Source organism: Staphylococcus sp. 191 (genome assembly GCF_011174885.1).
Lineage (GTDB): Bacteria > Bacillota > Bacilli > Staphylococcales > Staphylococcaceae > Staphylococcus > Staphylococcus coagulans.
Map to the genome: position 1 here is coordinate 1 of NZ_PNRJ01000025.1, position 19254 is coordinate 19254.

Consider the following 19254-nt stretch of genomic DNA (forward strand, 5'->3'; position numbering starts at 1 on the left):
ATTATAAATATTGTCAAAAAGCCTTTATAAAGTACATTAAAATTGTTAAGAATTAATTTAACGTTTCTAATTATGTATTTTTATAACCTATAAGTGAATAAATATTTATTTGTATTTCTTTGGCTTGTCTGTTATTGAATAGGCTGTAAGGAGAGGCGCCTCAGCATAAAAAAAGGTTGAGACTTTCCATTTGTCTCAACCTCTGAAGGCTTAAAATGATAAGACACACGCTGAAATATCATTTAACATTGCGTATCTTTTTTAATCCAATATAACTTTTAATGAAAATGGCTTTAACTAATTCTAATTAAAGCGAGTTAAACGTTTCAATGATGAGGTAAAAGTTCAAGATTGTCAAAAATATTGCCAGTGTCCAAGCGATGATGTTGATCCAACGTTTATTAGTGAATGCCTCACCCATAATTTTTGGGTTATTCGTCGCAATCGTTAACGGAATAATGCTTAACGGCAATGCAATACTCAAAAATACTTGGGTGAAAATCAGTAAATTTTCAATTGTTGATGGATCAGAGCCATAAAGCCATAAACAAATGAATACGGGGATAACTGCTAAACCCCGCGTGATAAGGCGTCGAATCCATTGTGGAAAGCGTAAATTCACAAAACCTTCCATTACAATTTGTCCTGACAAAGTCCCTGTAATGGTAGAATTTTGTCCTGAAGCTAATAAAGCGACTGCAAACAATGTACTCATTACAGCCCCACCAAAAGCGACAGAGACGTGCGAAGTTAATAATGCGTGGTGTAAATCATAAAATCCACCTAATGCTTTGCCACTGCCAAAAAATAAAGCAGCACCTAATATTAAAAGTAAACAGTTGACTAAAAATGCAAGCGAAAGTTGTAAATTCGAATCAATCGTTGCATATTTAATCGCATCTTTTTTCTCTTCTACTGAATCTCGTCCATATGCACGTGATTGTACAATTGATGAGTGCAAATAAAGGTTATGCGGCATAATAGTTGCACCAATAATACCGAGTGCGATATATAAAGCACCGGGTTGTGTGACCACTCCACTTTGCGGAACAAAGCCACTTAAGACGAGTGGCCATGACGGGTTCGATAAATAAACTTCAAACACAAAGATGATAAAAACGGTCAACACAAGCACCGTGACAATAGCCTCTATTTTTCTAAAACCGAACTTAATAATCAATAATAGTAGCAAAACATCAAAAACAGTAATCGTTACCCCAAGCCATAAAGGAATATGGAAAAGTAAATTCAATGCTATGGCACTACCTATGACTTCTGCAATATCAGTGGCCATAATTGCCATTTCTGTAATAATCCATAAAATGACTGCTATTTTTCTATTCGTCATTTCACGTGTCACTTGTGCAAGGTCCATCCCGCTTGCAATACCAAGTCGTGCACACATACTTTGTAATAACATTGCAGCTAAACTTGAAATTAAAATAACAGACAGGAGGATGTAGCCATACTGTGCGCCTCCTGCCATTGACGTAATCCAGTTACCGGGATCCATATACCCCACTGCGACAAGCGCCCCTGGTCCTAAATACATTAATGTTTTTTTCCATTTTGCAGCTTGGTTATCAAACACAACTGTACCATTAATTTCTTCTAAGCTCTTACGCATTTGACTCATCCCTTTTCGAACGGCTTACCTTTAAATCATTTTCTATTTAAAAAATAATTTAGGATTACCTAAATTGATAACATTATTATATATGCTTTAACATAAAATGAAAAGTAACACGTTTCCCTTTTTACATTATCTGTATAATAATCACTTAACTTTCACTCTAAAATGAAAAAGCGCTAAGCTGACTTTTGTAATATAAATCAACTTAACGCATTTTTTCATCTTCATATCATATAGCTTTGTCGAAAATGTGGAACTCTAGCTGTCACTTTTCAATATTGGCAGCAAATAACCATGCTTCCACTCATAGAAACAGCCCCTATTATCTGTCTATGTGATAGACATTAACCATTTTCTCTTTTGGCACGTCTCCACCATCGATAAACCATGAAAAGTAGTAGGATAACGAGAATAGCAATAATCACCTTCGAATAAAGACCTACATACTGTAGCACTTCTTGCATATGATCACCTAATGCTGATCCTAAAAAGATCAGAAATATATTCCACGCACCTGTCCCAAGTGCTGTAAATATAATAAATATGGGTAAATTCATACGCGTGATACCAGCAGGGATTGAAATCAAAGTTCTTAAAATCGGTACGAATCGGCCAAAGAAGATTGCCCAGTGGCCATAACGCTCAAACCAATGAATGGTTTTATCTAAATCTTTGCGTTTAATCCTTACATATTTACCATATCGATCAATCCAGCGGTATAATCTTTCTTCACCAATCCATAATCCAAGATAGTATAGGACAACCGAACCCGCTGTCGCCGCGACAACAGCTACCGCACATACCACTCCAAAACTTAAACTTGACTTTGTCGTCATAAAACCAGCAAAAGTTAAAACAACCTCTGATGGAAAAGGATGGATAATATACTCCACAAATATTAATAAAAAGATTCCTATGTAGCCATAATGACCCATCACATCAACAATCCATTGTTCCATATCTTCACCTTTGATTCCTATATTGTTAAAACTTTTATACTCATCAAGTTTAACAGTCTATTTCTTCAATATTCAACTTATTACACTGCTTTATTATGCTTGTGTAGAATAATGTAAGCCACCCTCACAAAATGATAAGTCAAGATCTTAGTCTCATCTTGATCTAAGAAAAGGTTTCCCCTCAAACCATTAACAGTAGATGTCTATGTTGTACACGCCTCCATATCAAGCTTTGTCATCCAACTCATCTTTGTCGGGTCAGTCTACCCGGACACTGCCAGACAGACTAACCGCACTCTATTAATATTGTATTGTCGCTGTAACTCTTAATTGTGTATCTGTTTTGTTCTCATAAACATGGGGGGTATTCGCATTAAAACTTATCGCTTGTGCAGCCTGAATTTCATAATGTGTCGTACCTACAGTTAGTGTTAGCGTACCTTCATTGACGATGATAAATTCTTTCGCACCATCTTGATGTGCATCAGATTCTAACACGCCTCCCGCTTCGATTCGCATACAAAACATTTCAAATGCGTGTGCATGATCATATGGAAAATAAGGATAAACCACGACAGAGTGATTCTCATTATAAATCGGTTTAATGTCTGCTTTATCAATAATCTGAATATGCTTATTATCTTGACTAATCAGAGACGTCAAAGGAATATGCAATCCATTCGCAAGCTTCCATAAAGTATTGATACTTGGATTCCCTGTTCCTTTTTCAATTTGGCTAATCATCGTTTTACTTATCCCCGTCATTTGAGCCACTTTATCTAAACTCAAACGATGGATTTGTCTATAGTGCTGGAGGTTCTCAGCAACAACAGAATTAATATTCTCCATTTTTTAAGCCCCTTCTATTTACAATATATTGAACATGATGTACGATATGTTGTGTTCTTTATATAGAACGTTTCGTTAATTATATCAAAAAAGGCAGGCGTTTACACGATGGAACAACAAACTAATCGAATCAATTGGTTGCTTTTTATTGGCATCATGCTGATTGCAGCAAATTTGCGTGCCCCTATTACCTCTGTAGGTGTAGTCTTACCAACCATTAAAGATACATTAAATTTAACAAATACAGAAGTCAGCTTCATTTCTATCATTCCATTACTTGCATTTGCGATTATTTCATCTCTTGTCGCTAAAGTCAGTCACCGTTTCGGTATGGAACGTTCATTGTTCTTTGCGATGGCATTAATTTTTATAGGCGTTGTTATACGCAGTGTGACCAATGTCAGCTTATTATATATCGGTACTATTTTGATTGGTGTCGGCATTGCATTTGGTAATGTCTTAGCACCTGGTATGATCAAATCAAAATTCCCAATGCGTATCGGTATTATGACCGCGTATTATACCGTTGTTATGAATATTTTTGGCGCACTTTCATCATATGGCGCAGCACCTTTACTCAAATCATTTAACTATAATATTGCTTTAGGTCTTATCGGTGTCGTTACTTTGATTGCACTTATCGTTTGGACTTTCCAACTCCGTAATCATGAACAACAAGTAACCGTGGATACAACAGATGCCGTTAACGTTTGGAAATCTCCCCTCGCATGGCAGATTACACTACTAATGGGAGGGCAATCATTAATTTTCTATTCTTTAATCAACTGGTTACCAGAATTCTTATTATCTTATGATATACCAGTTACTTATGCTGGGCTCTATTTATCTATTTTGCAACTGGCAATCATTCCATTGACTTTCGTGACACCTTTATATGCCACGAAACTACGTTCACAAGTTATTCCAACTGCATTTACAGGGGCACTATTTACAATAGGTATCTTAATCTTAATGTTTTCACCTCATCTTGCCCTTATATCGCTCATTATTATTGGGATAGCGTTAGGTATTGCATTTGGACTTGTAAATACGTTCTTTAGTTTACGAACTGAAAGTGGCCTTACAGCAGCTAAGTTGGCAGGGATGTCTCAAGCAGTCGGCTATCTCTTCGCATGTATTGGACCGTTATTTTTCGGTATCTTACATGATGTGACAGGCCATTGGGTATTCTCATTGCTGATTCTACTGTTAACTGCCATCGCTGTTATGATTATTGGCGCACGTGCTGGACGTAATACAACGATTGAAGCTTCATTAAGAAAATAAGTTTTCATGCGTTCACGACTATGAACGATGCCGTTAAGCTTTTCATATTGCATTTTACTTTTGAATACTAAAAAGGGAGCCGCTGAATCGTCTTAATCTTTGAGACGACAGCTTGCTCCCTCTTTTTATTATCGTTATGCTCGCCATCTTTCCTCAAAATGTCCCACTTTCCAGATAAGTAGTGCAATAAGCCATGATAGTATAAGTACGATGACTAAAATATAGCCTAACCATCCAAAATCTAATTGTGTCAACCACCCTAAAAAGCCATGGTCCCAATGTTGTTTTTCGCCAATAAGCTGAATAATTTCAATGCCACCTATGATAATCGCAGCAATGACTGAAATAGCGGTCATCGTGATATTGTAAAAAAGTTTTCTAGCAGGACTTTCAAATGCCCAGTGATAGGCATTTGTCATGAACACACCATCTAGTGTATCGAGTAAACTCATGCCTGATGCAAATAAAATCGGCAAAGCAATGATACCTAAAAACGGCACTGTATGCTGTGATGCACCCGCTGATAATGCTAGTAATGAGACTTCACTTGCTGTGTCGAACCCTAAACCAAATAAGAATCCTAAAGGAAAAACGTGCCAACTTTGATTAATTAATTGAAAAAGCGGTCCTACAAAGCGCATGATTAAGCCTCTTGATTCAATCAATTCATTGATTTGACTCTCTCCAATTTCTTCGTATTTCAATTTTCGGGATAATTGTATTAATTGAATCAGTATAACTAAGTTTAAAAGCCCAATTAATAATAAGAAAAATCCAGAAACCAGTGTACCGATTAATCCACCTGTTGATTGAAAACCTGCTAAATGGCTTTGCGCCCAATGAACGGCTAACCCTAACATAACTGCCATTAAAAAGACCACAGATGAATGTCCGAGTGAAAAATAAAAACCTACACCCATAGAATGACGCTGTTGTTCTAAAAGTTTACGCACTGTATTGTCGATAGCAGCAATATGATCCGCATCAAATGCGTGTCTCAATCCTAATGTATAGGCGACCACACCCATCCCAATGATGAGCGAATGACTCGCACCGCCGATCATTAGAAAAACAACACCTAAAATATGTAAAAGCAGAATCACCACAAAATAAGGAAGAGTAGCTTTAATACCTTTAGTTCTTTCCATATCTCCATCACTTCAATTCTTATTTTATAATAACAAAATCATACAACGAACTAAACAAAATTAAAAGCTTTTACCATTATCATCAAATAAAATTTTAATGATTATATTTATTAAAGGGTTATTTTCAGTTTTAAATATAATATCTTACCAAATACTGATATTACGCACAAAAATAGCAATAGAGACAACGATAATGGCGCTTGAAATTTAACTCAAGCGTCACCCAATCATCGACCTCTATTGCTTATATAGGACTTAAACATCAGATAGATGGCTCAATCCATTTTGTTATTTCATCATATACGCCACTTGTAGTTCATGCTTAATGATAAATACGGCTACCTTGTGCTTTAAATTCTTTTGCTTTTTCTTGCATGCCCTCTAATTGATCCTTATGTGCATCTCGAATATTGTGTGAAATACGCATTGAACAGAATTTTGGGCCACACATACTACAGAAGTGTGCGACTTTAGCAGATTCTGCTGGCAATGTTTCATCATGATAGGATCTCGCACGTTCAGGATCTAAAGACAAATTGAATTGGTCAATCCATCGGAACTCGAATCGCGCTTTACTGATTGCATCGTCACGTTCTGTAGCGCCCGGCAAGCCTTTTGCAAGGTCTGCGGCATGTGCTGCAATTTTATATGTCACTACACCTTCACGCACATCTTCTTTATTAGGCAACCCCAAATGTTCTTTCGGCGTCACGTAACATAACATGGCTGTCCCATGACTCGCAATTTGTGCTGCCCCAATTGCAGAAGTGATATGATCATATGCAGGGGCAATATCAGTGGTAAGGGGTCCTAAAGTATAAAACGGTGCTTCTTTACAGTAAAAATCAGCGAGCTCTTGGTTCTCTCTAATTTTATGCATCGGGATATGCCCTGGTCCTTCAATCATTACTTGGACATCGTGTGCCCAAGCGATTTCAGTCAATTCACCTAGTGTCTTTAATTCAGCGATTTGACTTTCATCATTGGCATCATAAATAGAGCCCGGTCTTATGCCATCCCCTAAAGAAATTGCGATATCATATTGGTTTAGAATTTGACAAATCTCATCAAAATGCGTATATAAAAAGCTTTCTTCATGATGTGCTAGACACCATTGTGCCATAATTGAGCCCCCACGAGAAACGATTCCCGTTAAACGATTAACAGTCAATGGAATATAGCGCAATAATACACCTGCGTGAATTGTAAAGTAATCTACACCTTGTTCAGCTTGCTCAATTAATGTATCTCGATACACTTCCCATGTTAAATCTTCTGCAACACCATTTACCTTTTCTAACGCTTGATAGATTGGCACTGTTCCAACTGGCACCGGAGAATTACGAATCAAATATTCACGTGTCGCATGAATATTTTTACCTGTCGATAAGTCCATAATCGTATCCGCACCCCAATGTGTTGCCCATACGAGCTTTTCAATTTCTGCTTCAATAGAAGAAGACACTGCAGAGTTCCCTATGTTTGCATTAATTTTAACTTGGAAATTTTTACCAATAATCATCGGTTCAGACTCTGGATGATTGACATTATTTGGGATAATCGCCCGTCCTTTAGCAATTTCGTCTCTTACAAATTCTGGACTGACATTTTCACGACATGCAACAAATTTCATCTCTTTCGTAATCCATCCTTTTTTAGCATAATGCATTTGGGTAACTTGATAACCCGCTTTTGCTCTTCTAGGTTGATATTGAAAAGGATGTGTCACTAAATTTTGATGCGACGCTGTCTTAAAACCATTATCAATCGATTGCACACGGCGTCCTTCATAATGTTCAACATCATGACGTGCTTCAATCCAGTTGTCACGCAATGCAGGAATTCCCTTCGTAACATCGACTTCGTAATGATCATCATGGTAAGGGCCTGCTGTATCATACACCACGATTGGATCATTGTGACGTACTTCCGCGTCCATGATTGTGTCAGATAACTGAATTTTACGGAAGGGGACGTGGATATCGGGATCTATCCCTTCCTTGTAAATACGCTGACTTGCCGGAAAATTTTTCTTCAATTCAATTTGTTCTTGTTTCATTCCCTTTGCCTCCTAATACATGCTCGAGGCCTTTAATTCAACTGAAAACCAAAGAAAATGCGCACTCTAGAAAAATTGAGTGCGCATTAAAGAAACGAATATATTATGAAGTGGTAGGCGCTCTGAGATGGCTCGTTTCATTATGAAAGACAAACCAAAATAGACAGCTTTTCAAAAACCACTTTATCTTAAAATCATTTCGTTTGCTTCCCTACGCTAGTATGATCTAGATCAGGTTCAAAGGGTTGAGGCTTGCACCTCTTTCAGCTTATTAAAGCACCCCTAGCAAGTTCATATTTAAGTTTTGCAAATTTATCGTAACATTAAAAATGTAAAATGACAATTCAACTTATAAAATTGCTATTTTTCATATGCGTATCGTTGGACCGATTTATTTAAAAACAAAACTCAAATTATAAAATCGGTGATACTAATTTGGCAATCGATTGCTTAAATTTGACCCAATTTGAACGTTGTTCATATCGTTCAGGTGTTAATTGTTTAGAGACTTTTAAATCTTCTTTAAATGCAGAAATCAATGATTCAGCAATATCTTGATTGTAAATCAACGCATTCACTTCAAAATTCAATTTAAAGCTTCGCGCATCCATATTAGCAGAACCGACGGACGCCACTTCTCCATCGATAACCATCATTTTAGAATGAATAAAGCCATTTTCGTACGTGTAGACATTGACACCTTCATACATTAACAATGCAACCGTTGTCAATGTCGCCCAATGAACGAAAGGTTGGTCTGGTTTATTCGGAATCATTAGATGAATATCGACACCTGATTTTGCAGCAATTCTCAGCGCATTTACGAAGCCCACATCAGGGACAAAGTAAGGCGACTGCATATAAATGGTAGACTTCGCATTCATAATCATTTTTAAATATGCGAATTCGAGTTGTGGCCAATCTCTGTTCGGTCCACTTAGACCTAACTGCATAGCAACTTGGCCATCTTTTCGTGCATTTTCTGGGAAATAACGTTCGCTATAATCAAGTTGATATTCATCAGCAACTTGTGAGTTCCAATCGTGAATGAAACCAAGTTGTAACCCATCTACACCATCACCTTGTATACGTAGATGCGTATCACGCCAGTAACCCATTTTTTCATCTAAACCTAAATATTCATCCCCTACATTAAAGCCACCCACATAACCGATATCGCCATCGATGACTACGTTTTTGCGGTGATTCCGATTATTGACGCGAAAGTTAACGAAAGGAATAATTTTCGCATGGAAAAACGCTTCAACCTCTACACCTGCCTCAGTTAAATCTTTTAATTTTGACTTTCTTAACTGTTTTGAACCTACCGCATCATATAGAAGTTTGACTTCAAGCCCTTCCTTCGCTTTATCTTTTAAGATTTCAAGAACAGACTTACCAAGACCATCTAAATTCAAAATATAAAATTCCATGTGTATATAGGTTTTGGCTGCTTTTAAATCTTGCTTCATCTTTTCAAAAAGTGCATGTCCATCAGTAAACGTCTTCACATGATTATTTTCACTCAAAAAACTCACTTCACGTGACAACATCATTTCTACTAAGTCAGATTGCTTCTCCACGACAGGATTTTCCGTTTTAAAAGTGTGATCAATGAACTGCTGCTTTTGATTTTTGACGCGCGTTCGCGCATCCTCGATTTCTTTTCCTTGTTCATAACGTGAGCTTTTCAATCTTACTGCTCGCCCGAAAAATAAATACAGTAAGAAACCGAATATCGGCATAATAAATAATAACAACAGCCAAGCCCATGTCGCTGTTGCTTCTCGTCGATCCCGCTCTAAAAAGATAATAAACAATGCTAAAACAACATTTATCAGAAAAAAAGCACCTGATACAATTCTATATATCATATTGACGTTCGGATCAAATATGAGTTGCAATGGTGGCTCCCCCTTATCTATTTTTGAATGTCATCATTATAACGCAATTATTGTTTTTAAGCATTTAACTGAATAATGAATAAATTAAATCAAATAAATTATGACAAAAATTTTCCATTTTAAATTCATTTGGGATAAACTAAAAGAAATCATCAAAGGAGGTTTTATAATGAGCTATATCGATTATATCCCGTCTAAAGATGGAACAAAACTTTATGCTAAAATCACACGCGCAGAAAGACTTTTTGATTTTGAACTACCAGATGATGAAACGCTTGATGAACAAATTAATGTCATTATTGTTCATGGCTTAGCTGAACATTTAGACCGTTATGATAAAATTACTGACTTTTTAGTTTCAAATTCTATCAATGTCATTCGCTATGATCAACGTGGACATGGACGTTCTGAAGGTAAACAAACATACTATGATCATAAAGATCAAATTATAGAAGACTTAGATGCAGTCGTTCAATATGTAAAAGACAACTTCGGTAATAAAATATACTTAATCGGCCACAGCATGGGCGGTTACAATGTTGCCTTTTATGGTACACGCTACCCTGGACGTGTGAACGGTATTATAACTTCTGGCGGTGTCACTCGAGATAACAATCGTTTCTTTGAAGAAGCATACGGCGATAGACAAACACCTCCAGATTCGTACGTTCCAAATGTTTTATCAGAAGGCATTTGCTCTGATCTCAATGTGGTTAGAGATTATATCCACGATGCACTCGTTCCAAATGAAATTTCGATGGGTCTTGCATATGCCATTGTGGATGGTGTTATCGAACTTAAAGAAAACCCAGACGCCTTTGTAGATGATGTTTTGATTTTACACGGTCAAGCGGATCCTATCGTTAATCCAAAAGATTCGTTACAATTTTATGATGAGATTGCTTCACAACATAAAGCAATACGTATCTATTCAGACTTACAACATGAAATTTTTAATGAATCTAGCTACAATGAACTTATTTTCCAAGACATCGTTCAATGGATTTACTTTACAGATGAACGCCAAGGCGGCACTACGTTTTAAACGATTACGCTTTAAACATCACGCATTTTTAAAATCACTATAACATGCAAGCGAGCCAGAAGTAACATCACGTTACTTTCTGGCTCGTTTTTTATCAATCTCCCACTGTCTATCCTGACTTACAACACAAAAAGTAGCCCATCACTTGTCATTCCACGGCACGCGTTGTACATTGAACATAGTATAAGTCGTATTTATACAACTACTTCAATATAAGGAGAAATTTATGAAGCACGTTTACTTTAACCATGATGGCGGTGTAGATGATCTCATTTCACTGTTTTTACTTTTACAGATGGAGGATATTCAGTTAATCGGTGTCAGTGCGATTGGTGCAGATAGCTATGTTGAGCCTGCAGAGAGCGCCTCTCGCAAAATTATTAATCGGTTTTCTCGTTACCCTCTAGATGTCGCCGCTTCAGAAGAACGCGGTAAAAATCCATTTCCAAAAGACTGGCGTATGCATGCCTTTTTCATGGATGCCTTGCCTATCTTAAATGAACAGGTTCCTGTACAATCACAGTTAAGAACGGTTCCTGCATATCAAGATATCATCGATCGTCTTGAAACTTCTGCGTCATCCGTGACATTATTATTTACAGGACCTTTAACTGATTTAGCGAAAGCATTACAAATCGCACCTCATATTACTGAAAAAATTGAACGTCTCGTTTGGATGGGCGGCACATTTTTAGAGCGTGGTAATGTGGAAGAACCTGAACATGATGGAACAGCAGAATGGAATGCATTCTGGGACCCAGAAGCGGTAAAAACCGTTTTTGATAGTGCGATACCAATCGATATGGTCGCACTTGAAAGTACAAACCAAGTGCCATTAACGCTCAATATCCGACAAATGTGGGCAGATGAACGCCACTATCCGGGTGTTGACTTCCTAGGCGTCAGCTATGCAGCTGTTCCACCTTTAACACATTTTCAAACGAATTCGACTTATTTTTTATGGGATGTTTTGACGACAGCTTATGTCGGTCAACCTTCACTTGTTAAAAAAGTGGAAGTAAAAGCTTCCGTTTATACAAAAGGACCTAGCCAAGGTCGAACTTATTTAGATGAACAAAACGGACGTCTCATTCAAGTAATCAATCATGTTGAACATGATGCATTCTTTAAATACATTACAGAGCTTGCTAAAAAAGTCTAAATATATTGATGATCTAATACATTCACAATAATACGTCACGCCTGAGATATAATTTATTTTAGTTTACAAAAAAGCTTTTAATTCATTAAAAGAATGGTAGAGGTTGGGATTGCGCATATGCTGATATTGTGTGCTGCGCAATCCTTGTTATCTTTGACGATAGAAACTGAACAAAATACAAATGAACCCAATTATGTTTAAAAATGTTTTAAAAGTTTTATGATGATATTCGCCCTCTTTTAATCTTACTGCTCTCTTTTAATGGATACGTTTGATGATATAAAAAAGTGCTGATTACAATGCATAGTATCGGTAAAATCAATCCTAATATACGTATCCCCATTTGCGTTTCAAAACGCTGATGCTGGTTTGGAATAAAGTGAAATAGCGACATACCAGCACCAATCATGAGACCGGATAATGCATGTGACGCTTTAGTGATAAAGGTATACGTCGCAGTAATTAAACTATCGTGGCGTCGTCCAAATTGTATTTCCCCATCATCAATCACATCCGCGAGCATAATTGTCACCATACCTAGCATGAAACCCGTACCGATTCTAAGAACCATTCCTCCAAATAAAATCCACCCCAATTGATGCGGTGCTACAAAGCCTGAGTATAAAATCAAAACAAGACCGCTAATGATGAATAACATCGCACTATTAAACGCATTTTGACGGCCTACATGCCCTATCCAAAAAGGCAAGCATACTAGCGCAAGCATTTCGACAAATATCACACTGTTAAAATATACAAAATATTGTTCAATATTGATGACATACTTGAAATAATAAATAAGTGTGCCATTAAGTAACTGCATGCCTAAATTAAAAAATAAGAGTAATCCCATCATAGCTAATAAAGCATGATGATGAAAAAGCATCTGTTTGATTTTATTAAAAGGTAATCGAGGAATCGGCTTAACTTTAACTGACTGATTTTCTGGAACACCTATGAGCGTCACTTCAATTGTCACTACAAAAAGTACGCTACAAAAAAGTGCCACAATAAACATACCGACTGAAAGAAGTCCATGACCTAAAATTTGACTCAAACGGTCAATCAAATACAACCCCCATGTTCCAATCATACAAGCAGCTAAACTCGCAAAAAAGCGTGGAATCACAGACATCTTCTCACGTTCTCGCGAATCTTGTGTCAAATTCGGTAGCCATGCCCAATAAGGAATATCCATCATCGTATAAGTCATCCCCCACAATACATACATCACTGACACATAAACATACATCATGAATTGAGGTAATTCAAAGTTCGTAAATAATAAGAGTGTAATCAGTGCATTTGTCGTTGTTCCTATCCCTAGCCATATTTTAAACTTGCCAAAGCGATGCTGCGTTCGATCGACCATTATCCCCATAAGTGGATCGTTGATGGCATCCCATATTCTTGCAATAAAAAAAGAAACCCCACAAAAACGGGGGATAGTTTAATAATATCCGTCACATAAAACATAAAATAAATACTGACTAAATTAAATACAGCATCTTTACCGACGGCACCTACTCCAAATGATAATTTTTGACTTTTGGTTAATTGCACTTTCAAATTGAATCCCCTTTTTCAGTTTATAGGCAAAAGCATTAATAAAAATAGCATAATTCTTTCATCCGTTCCATTGCGCTATGATGCCACAATCAGTGATTATGCTTCCAAAAAAGAAGTAAGACCTGAACACGTAAAATCTACGTATTCTGTCTTACTTCATCTATAAGTTGAGAGTTATGATTCGATTAAAAACGAAACAATCCTATTTTTACATTCCTAATAATGATCGGATTGTCAGACCGACAATGACCGTCGTCGTAATTAAAAAGAATCCTGGAATTAAGAAACTCGTTACTTTTGTTGTACGTGTTTCATCAACATCGACAGCGAATAAAATCGTTGGTTGTGCAGGAATAACGAAGTTCACGTTTAATGTCTGTGCAATTGCAATAAAGAAAGTCGGTGGTATGCCTAGACTCAACACGATTGGGACGACAATAGATGCGGTCGCAGATTGAGAAATCACAATCATCGCCACTAAAGCAACAAGTATAATCATAAGCCAAGGCGCTTGTGAAATGAGACTTCCAATTCCATTTTCCATCATTTCTCGATTAGCAGGTGCACTAAAGATGGTAGCCCCTAACCAACCTGGCCCTAATACCGCAAAAATTGCACCAATTGCAGCTTGTGCAATATGTGTGGTTAAAATCTGATTCGGCTGAACTTTCACTAAAAGAAGATTAATCATTGCACTCGTATACATAAATAGTTGGACAAGATCGGTCATTTGTAAATGAACCGTTTTGCCGTCTATATGGAATGTAGGTCCGATTTTCGGAAAAATACCGAAAGTTAAAATACAGATGACTGCCACTATAAATGTGAAGACACCCCATTTAACCCGTTTATCAAAAGTCTTAACCTCTTGTTTATCTTCAATAATCATTTGTTGTAACATCGTTTGCGCTTGCGCTTCACTTATTTTTGTTCGACCCACAAATGTATTAAAACAGCTGAGAATCAACATACTTATTAACGCCGTAGGTAAAACGATGGAGAGATATTGTCCCATTGTAATCCCTAGACCTGCAAACTCTGAAATCATATAGGCAGTTGCTGAAGCCGCTGGACTACATAATAATGCAATATTTGCTGTTAGTACGGAAGCGGTAAGCGCCTTTTTAGGCTGGATGCGCGCTTTCAATGCTGTTTTAGCAATAATTGGTTCTAAAGATAACGCAATATTAGTTGTCCCAATACCAAACACAAATACAAAAACAATCATCGGTGCGATAAAGATAATTGATTTTGGAAAACGTTCTATCATTTTTGAAGCAAGTTGAACTAAATAATCAATCCCACCTGTTGCTTGAAGTGTACCGCCTGCAATCCCAATGGATAAAATAATCAGCACAGCTGTAACAGGTGCAGAACCTGGGGGTAAACCAAACCCAAAAATCATAATTAATTGGGCAAAAAGTGCAAAGATCCCACAACCCAATGCGCCTGCTGTTCGTAGACCCAAAACAATTGCGAGTATCATAATCAATATTTCTATCGCAAAAAGAAGCATTCTTTTCTTCCTCTTTTCTAAATTTTCATGTGAATATTTTAGCATATTTAAATGAGCAGTTTAATATATAAATAAAGCGATAAATGGCTAAATTGTAACAATTGAAAAAATAAAAAGAGAACGTGAACAACGGTATCAAATCGATAACGTCGTTCACGTTTTCTCATTTATTGTATTATTTACGTTGTAATAGGATGTTCTACTTCAAAGTTTGGATAAACTGACGAATTTCTTCTGACATTTCCTCATCTTTCAAAGCATACTGAATCGTCGTTTTGACAAAGCCAATTTTTTCACCGACATCAAAACGTTCCCCTTCAAAATCATAAGCAAAAACTTGTTCAGATTGATTCAAACGCTCAATCGCATCTGTTAATTGAATCTCTCCGCCTGCACCTGTTTCTTGATTTTCAAGATAATCAAAAATGTCTGGTGTTAGCACATATCTTCCCATAATCGCTAAATTTGATGGTGCTGTACCTGGCGCTGGTTTTTCCACAAATTTTGTCACTTCATATAAGCGATTGTCTTTTGATTTTGGATCAACAATCCCATAGCGGTGCGTTTCTTGTTCAGGCACTTCTTGAACACCAATGACAGATTTACCAGTGCGGTCGTACTCTTCAATCAATTGCTGAATAGCAGGCGTATCAGATTCAACAATATCATCACCTAATAACACGGCAAAAGGTTCGTTTCCAATAAATTGTTTGGCTGTCCAAATTGCATGGCCTAAACCTTTTTGCTCTTTTTGGCGTACATAAAACATGTTCGCTAAATTTGTAGAATGACGCACTTTTTCCAATAACGCATCTTTACCTTTTTCAGCTAAGTTATTTTCTAATTCCACTTGGTGATCAAAATGGTCTTCAATCGCACGTTTATGTTTCCCTGTCACGATAATAATATCTTCAATGCCAGCACGTACCGCTTCTTCAACAATATATTGAATTGTTGGCTTATCTAATATCGGTAACATTTCTTTCGGCATCGCTTTAGTCGCAGGTAAAAAACGTGTACCTAACCCCGCCGCAGGAATAATCGCTTTTTTTACTTTTTTCATCCTCTTCACCTTCACTCATCTATGATTTAAATACAGATTCAAACTCTTCAACAGACTTTCGATCATAAACATCAAAATCAAATGGATTTAATTTATAAGTACCACTTATTTTTAATTGCATCCCTTGCTCAATACCTTCGACATTATTGTCTACAACTATCGCTTGTTGATTATCTAAATAAGCTGTTGTTTCTTTTAAATTAACTGTAATTGCATCTGTTCCAACCGCTAAAGATTCATATACAACTAGACCTAATCCCTCATAATTAGAAGACAACACAAATGCATCACAATGTTTTAACAATGCATAAGGGTTTGTCAAACCACCTAGGATAACAATATTTTCTCTAGCTACTGATTCTCTTACCCACTGTATCGTTTGTGAACGTAATGGTCCATGTGGGCAAATCATAATTAAAAATACATTTGGATTTTCTAAGTAAACTTTTTCAAATGCTGCAATTAATTTATCGTGCCCTTTTTGATAATCATAACGTCCAATATTAATAAATACATGCATGTTAGGATTAAATATGGCATTAATCATTTTAACTTTAGAAACTCTAAATTGGTTTTGAAATGCCACTGTAGCTACACCTGTATCAGATTTTTCTTGATATAATGTTTGGATAGCTTCAAATTGATTTTTATAAAGATAAGGAAACTTTTTTTTCAACATTTGTTCTAAAATCAATGCTTCATATGTTTTAATAATTTGATGTCTTACCTGCTCTAAAACAAAATTTTCACGGATTTGTACTTCACTATTAGCATTTAACGAATCTTTACTTTTTTCTTGTAAAGTTAAATTATGATTATAAAGCGCTTGTGCTTCAGGATAATATTCCCCAATGTGTGCTAATTTTTCTTCAACTGAAGCATTTCTACGCCCTACTTGCATCATTACTTCATCATTATCGTTAAAAGCATATTCAACTTTTACATCCTCCAATGTTTCAAATATACTTTCTTCCGATAATCTTTTAGCACGTTGTTCACCCAAAAAATTATTTACAACCACAACTTTATGCGTAATCCCTTTTATTTTTTTTATTATATTACTACGTAAGTTTTCATGTACAAGAACTACTTTATCTGCTTTCTGATATGCTTTAAAAATAATTTTGCGACTGTAATTTTTCTTAGCTTTATACTCTGCAAACATATCAGTATGAACCCATATTGCTTTTTTATGGTTGATGAATTGTAACATAGCTGCATACTTTCTCTCGAAACCTGTATAGTGGATGAACCAATCTATTTTCAAATCACCAAAGATACGCTTGAATTCTTCATTAAAAATACGGCTTAATTGTGCTTCAAATTGTTTCAAATCTAGACGCTCATTCTTCATGAACTGCTTTAATAACAATCTATCTTTAAAGTTGCCATTAATTTCACCATCAACTGGATAAAAATGAACGTTCTTAGGTAAATTTCTTAAGCGCTCAAAATATTCAGGCTTTGTTTGATGTTTATCAAAAAAACATATATAATTTCGTTTTTCTGTATCGACATTTTCCAAAGTATTAATTAATGCGGTCGTCACACCGTTATTCCAAAAGCCTCCACTTACAATAGCAACTGTTTCTTTTCCATTGTATAAATTAAACGTTGAGACATCTTCATGTTGACGACCTTCTAACATATGAGCAACAACAATATCTGAGCCATTTGTTTGATCTACAGAATTGAAGCGTTTATTAATATTAGAATAATCCACATTATGTGGTAGTGTATAAATCTTTTCTACTAAGCCATTCATAGTATCTACCTGTGTAAATGGGTAAGTCGTAATATCTTCATAAATACCACGCTCTTCTTCGTATTCATCTAAATCATATGTATACAAAATTACTGGTTTGTTTAAATTAGCATAGTCATACATAACGGAGGAATAATCTGTAATTAAGCCATCCGTTCCAGCTAAAAATGTATATGTTTCAAAATCGTTTGGTAAAGGTCTGATTTTGCTATAGTTAGTGCTTATATCAACTTTTTCAAAAGGATGTAATTTAGCAAACACAATTGTATTATCATCTAAATTTTCTTCTAAATAGTCAAACATTTCTTTAAGGTGTACTGAGTTTTTCACCTTACCAACGCTACCTCGCCATGTTGGCATATAAACTAGAATCTTTTTATCTGCGAATTGATAAAAATTTCTAATTGACTCTCTTGCGTTGGGTTGGTAAAAAGCATCATTTCTTGGTGATGGTGCTACAACCATTTCACCCTGATAAACGCCATTAAGATGGGCAGTCTCTGCTAATATATCCTTTGTATAAATATTATTAACATAAATTCTATCTGCCATATAATAATTTCTTTGAACGTTTGCCACATCGATCATATTCGGCATGTCTCTTCCCATATATTTTAAAGGCGTCCCATGCCATATCATGAAATATTTTTGTTCTGGTCGTTTGTTAAAAAATGGATAAAACGTTGTATCATTAATCAAAATTCCTGCGACAGCTAATAGCTCATAATAACGTATCGATAAATGCGTGATATATTCAACCTTATGAGCATATTTATTTGTGAAGAATTGAGGTGCTTCAACATTTTCTTTTAAAACAACATAGAGTTTCGCTTGTGGTTGTTGCTTTAAAATGCTATCAATCATATAGAAAATATGTCCGCCTAGCGAATCACCATGCACTGCCTCTAAAATTATTGTATTTTTCTCTACTTCTTTGTTTCGGCGATGATTTACATAGGCGAATTTACCCTCATTATTTCTAAAGTTTGTTAATTTCTTTCTAATATTAAGTTTTTTCATACTATTATTCGCCTCATTTGTACTGTAGTTTTTACTTAAACAAATTTATATTTTACTCAAATTAAGTTCTGAAATGTTTATTATACACAATCATTTTTAATTATACTAAAACCGCTTCCAATGTCCACTGAAATTTTAATATTTAATTAATTTGGTTCTTTGTCAACGTCGGTTGGCGAGACGATAACGCATTAAGCAACGTTATTTTGTTGTTTAATGCATTTTTTATATTCACTTACAAATACCTTGGAAATGATTAAGATTCGATTCTAAAA

At 35.9% G+C, this 19254-nt stretch carries 14 protein-coding genes and 1 riboswitch; of the genes, 3 read left to right on the plus strand and 11 right to left on the minus strand.

Features of this window, described 5'->3' with window-relative positions; all coding sequences use genetic code 11:
* Window positions 1–307: 307 nt before the first annotated feature.
* The 3 genes from C1H58_RS11690 to C1H58_RS11700 form a co-directional block, all read right to left on the minus strand.
* Window positions 308–1627, minus strand: a complete 1320-nt coding sequence (locus C1H58_RS11690; protein ID WP_060829357.1) for an Nramp family divalent metal transporter — start codon at window positions 1625–1627, stop codon at window positions 308–310.
* Between the two features lie 350 nt (window positions 1628–1977).
* Window positions 1978–2592: a DedA family protein gene (locus C1H58_RS11695; RefSeq protein WP_060829356.1), complete on the minus strand. Its 615-nt coding sequence runs from the start codon at window positions 2590–2592 to the stop codon at window positions 1978–1980.
* A gap of 300 nt (window positions 2593–2892) precedes the next feature.
* Entirely contained in the window at window positions 2893–3441 is a 549-nt protein-coding gene (locus C1H58_RS11700; RefSeq protein WP_050329869.1) for an XRE family transcriptional regulator, read from the minus strand.
* Window positions 3442–3549: 108 nt separating this feature from the next.
* Here C1H58_RS11700 and C1H58_RS11705 point away from each other — a divergent pair, with 108 nt between their 5' ends.
* A complete protein-coding gene (locus C1H58_RS11705) occupies window positions 3550–4728 on the plus strand; it encodes a CynX/NimT family MFS transporter (RefSeq protein ID WP_050329868.1) in 1179 nt (392 codons plus the stop codon).
* 134 nt (window positions 4729–4862) lie between these two features.
* Here the strand turns inward: C1H58_RS11705 and C1H58_RS11710 are convergent, their stop codons facing one another.
* The 3 genes from C1H58_RS11710 to cls all read right to left on the minus strand — a co-directional run bounded on the left by C1H58_RS11710 (window position 4863) and on the right by cls (window position 9839).
* Window positions 4863–5876, minus strand: coding sequence for a HoxN/HupN/NixA family nickel/cobalt transporter (locus C1H58_RS11710; protein ID WP_165546262.1), 1014 nt, complete (start codon window positions 5874–5876; stop codon window positions 4863–4865).
* A 322-nt stretch (window positions 5877–6198) separates the two neighbouring features.
* Window positions 6199–7935: a phosphomethylpyrimidine synthase ThiC gene (gene thiC, locus C1H58_RS11715; protein WP_165546263.1), complete on the minus strand. Its 1737-nt coding sequence runs from the start codon at window positions 7933–7935 to the stop codon at window positions 6199–6201.
* Window positions 7936–8126: 191 nt separating this feature from the next.
* Window positions 8127–8229: riboswitch (TPP riboswitch) on the minus strand.
* A gap of 119 nt (window positions 8230–8348) precedes the next feature.
* On the minus strand, window positions 8349–9839 hold the full coding sequence (cls, locus tag C1H58_RS11720; RefSeq protein WP_165546264.1) for a cardiolipin synthase: 1491 nt from the start codon (window positions 9837–9839) through the stop codon (window positions 8349–8351).
* A 169-nt stretch (window positions 9840–10008) separates the two neighbouring features.
* On the opposite strand from cls, the gene C1H58_RS11725 reads away from it, so the two are divergent.
* Together C1H58_RS11725 and C1H58_RS11730 are read left to right on the plus strand one after the other, a co-directional pair.
* Window positions 10009–10884: an alpha/beta hydrolase gene (locus C1H58_RS11725; RefSeq protein ID WP_165546265.1), complete on the plus strand. Its 876-nt coding sequence runs from the start codon at window positions 10009–10011 to the stop codon at window positions 10882–10884.
* A 226-nt stretch (window positions 10885–11110) separates the two neighbouring features.
* Window positions 11111–12046, plus strand: coding sequence for a nucleoside hydrolase (locus C1H58_RS11730; RefSeq protein WP_165546266.1), 936 nt, complete (start codon window positions 11111–11113; stop codon window positions 12044–12046).
* Window positions 12047–12263: 217 nt separating this feature from the next.
* Here C1H58_RS11730 and C1H58_RS11735 read toward each other — a convergent pair whose 3' ends face one another.
* From C1H58_RS11735 to C1H58_RS11755, 5 genes are all read right to left on the minus strand, one after another.
* A complete protein-coding gene (locus C1H58_RS11735; RefSeq protein WP_242680366.1) occupies window positions 12264–13427 on the minus strand; it encodes a glycoside-pentoside-hexuronide (GPH):cation symporter in 1164 nt (387 codons plus the stop codon).
* A complete protein-coding gene (locus tag C1H58_RS11740; RefSeq protein WP_165546267.1) occupies window positions 13418–13615 on the minus strand; it encodes a hypothetical protein in 198 nt (65 codons plus the stop codon). The genes C1H58_RS11735 and C1H58_RS11740 overlap by 10 nt, the downstream gene beginning before the upstream one ends.
* Before the next feature lie 208 nt (window positions 13616–13823).
* Entirely contained in the window at window positions 13824–15131 is a 1308-nt protein-coding gene (locus C1H58_RS11745) for an anaerobic C4-dicarboxylate transporter family protein (protein WP_165546268.1), read from the minus strand.
* 199 nt (window positions 15132–15330) lie between these two features.
* Window positions 15331–16194: a UTP--glucose-1-phosphate uridylyltransferase GalU gene (gene galU, locus C1H58_RS11750; protein WP_165546269.1), complete on the minus strand. Its 864-nt coding sequence runs from the start codon at window positions 16192–16194 to the stop codon at window positions 15331–15333.
* A gap of 19 nt (window positions 16195–16213) precedes the next feature.
* Window positions 16214–18979, minus strand: coding sequence for a CDP-glycerol glycerophosphotransferase family protein (locus tag C1H58_RS11755; RefSeq protein WP_165546270.1), 2766 nt, complete (start codon window positions 18977–18979; stop codon window positions 16214–16216).
* Between the last annotated feature and the right edge of the window lie 275 nt (window positions 18980–19254).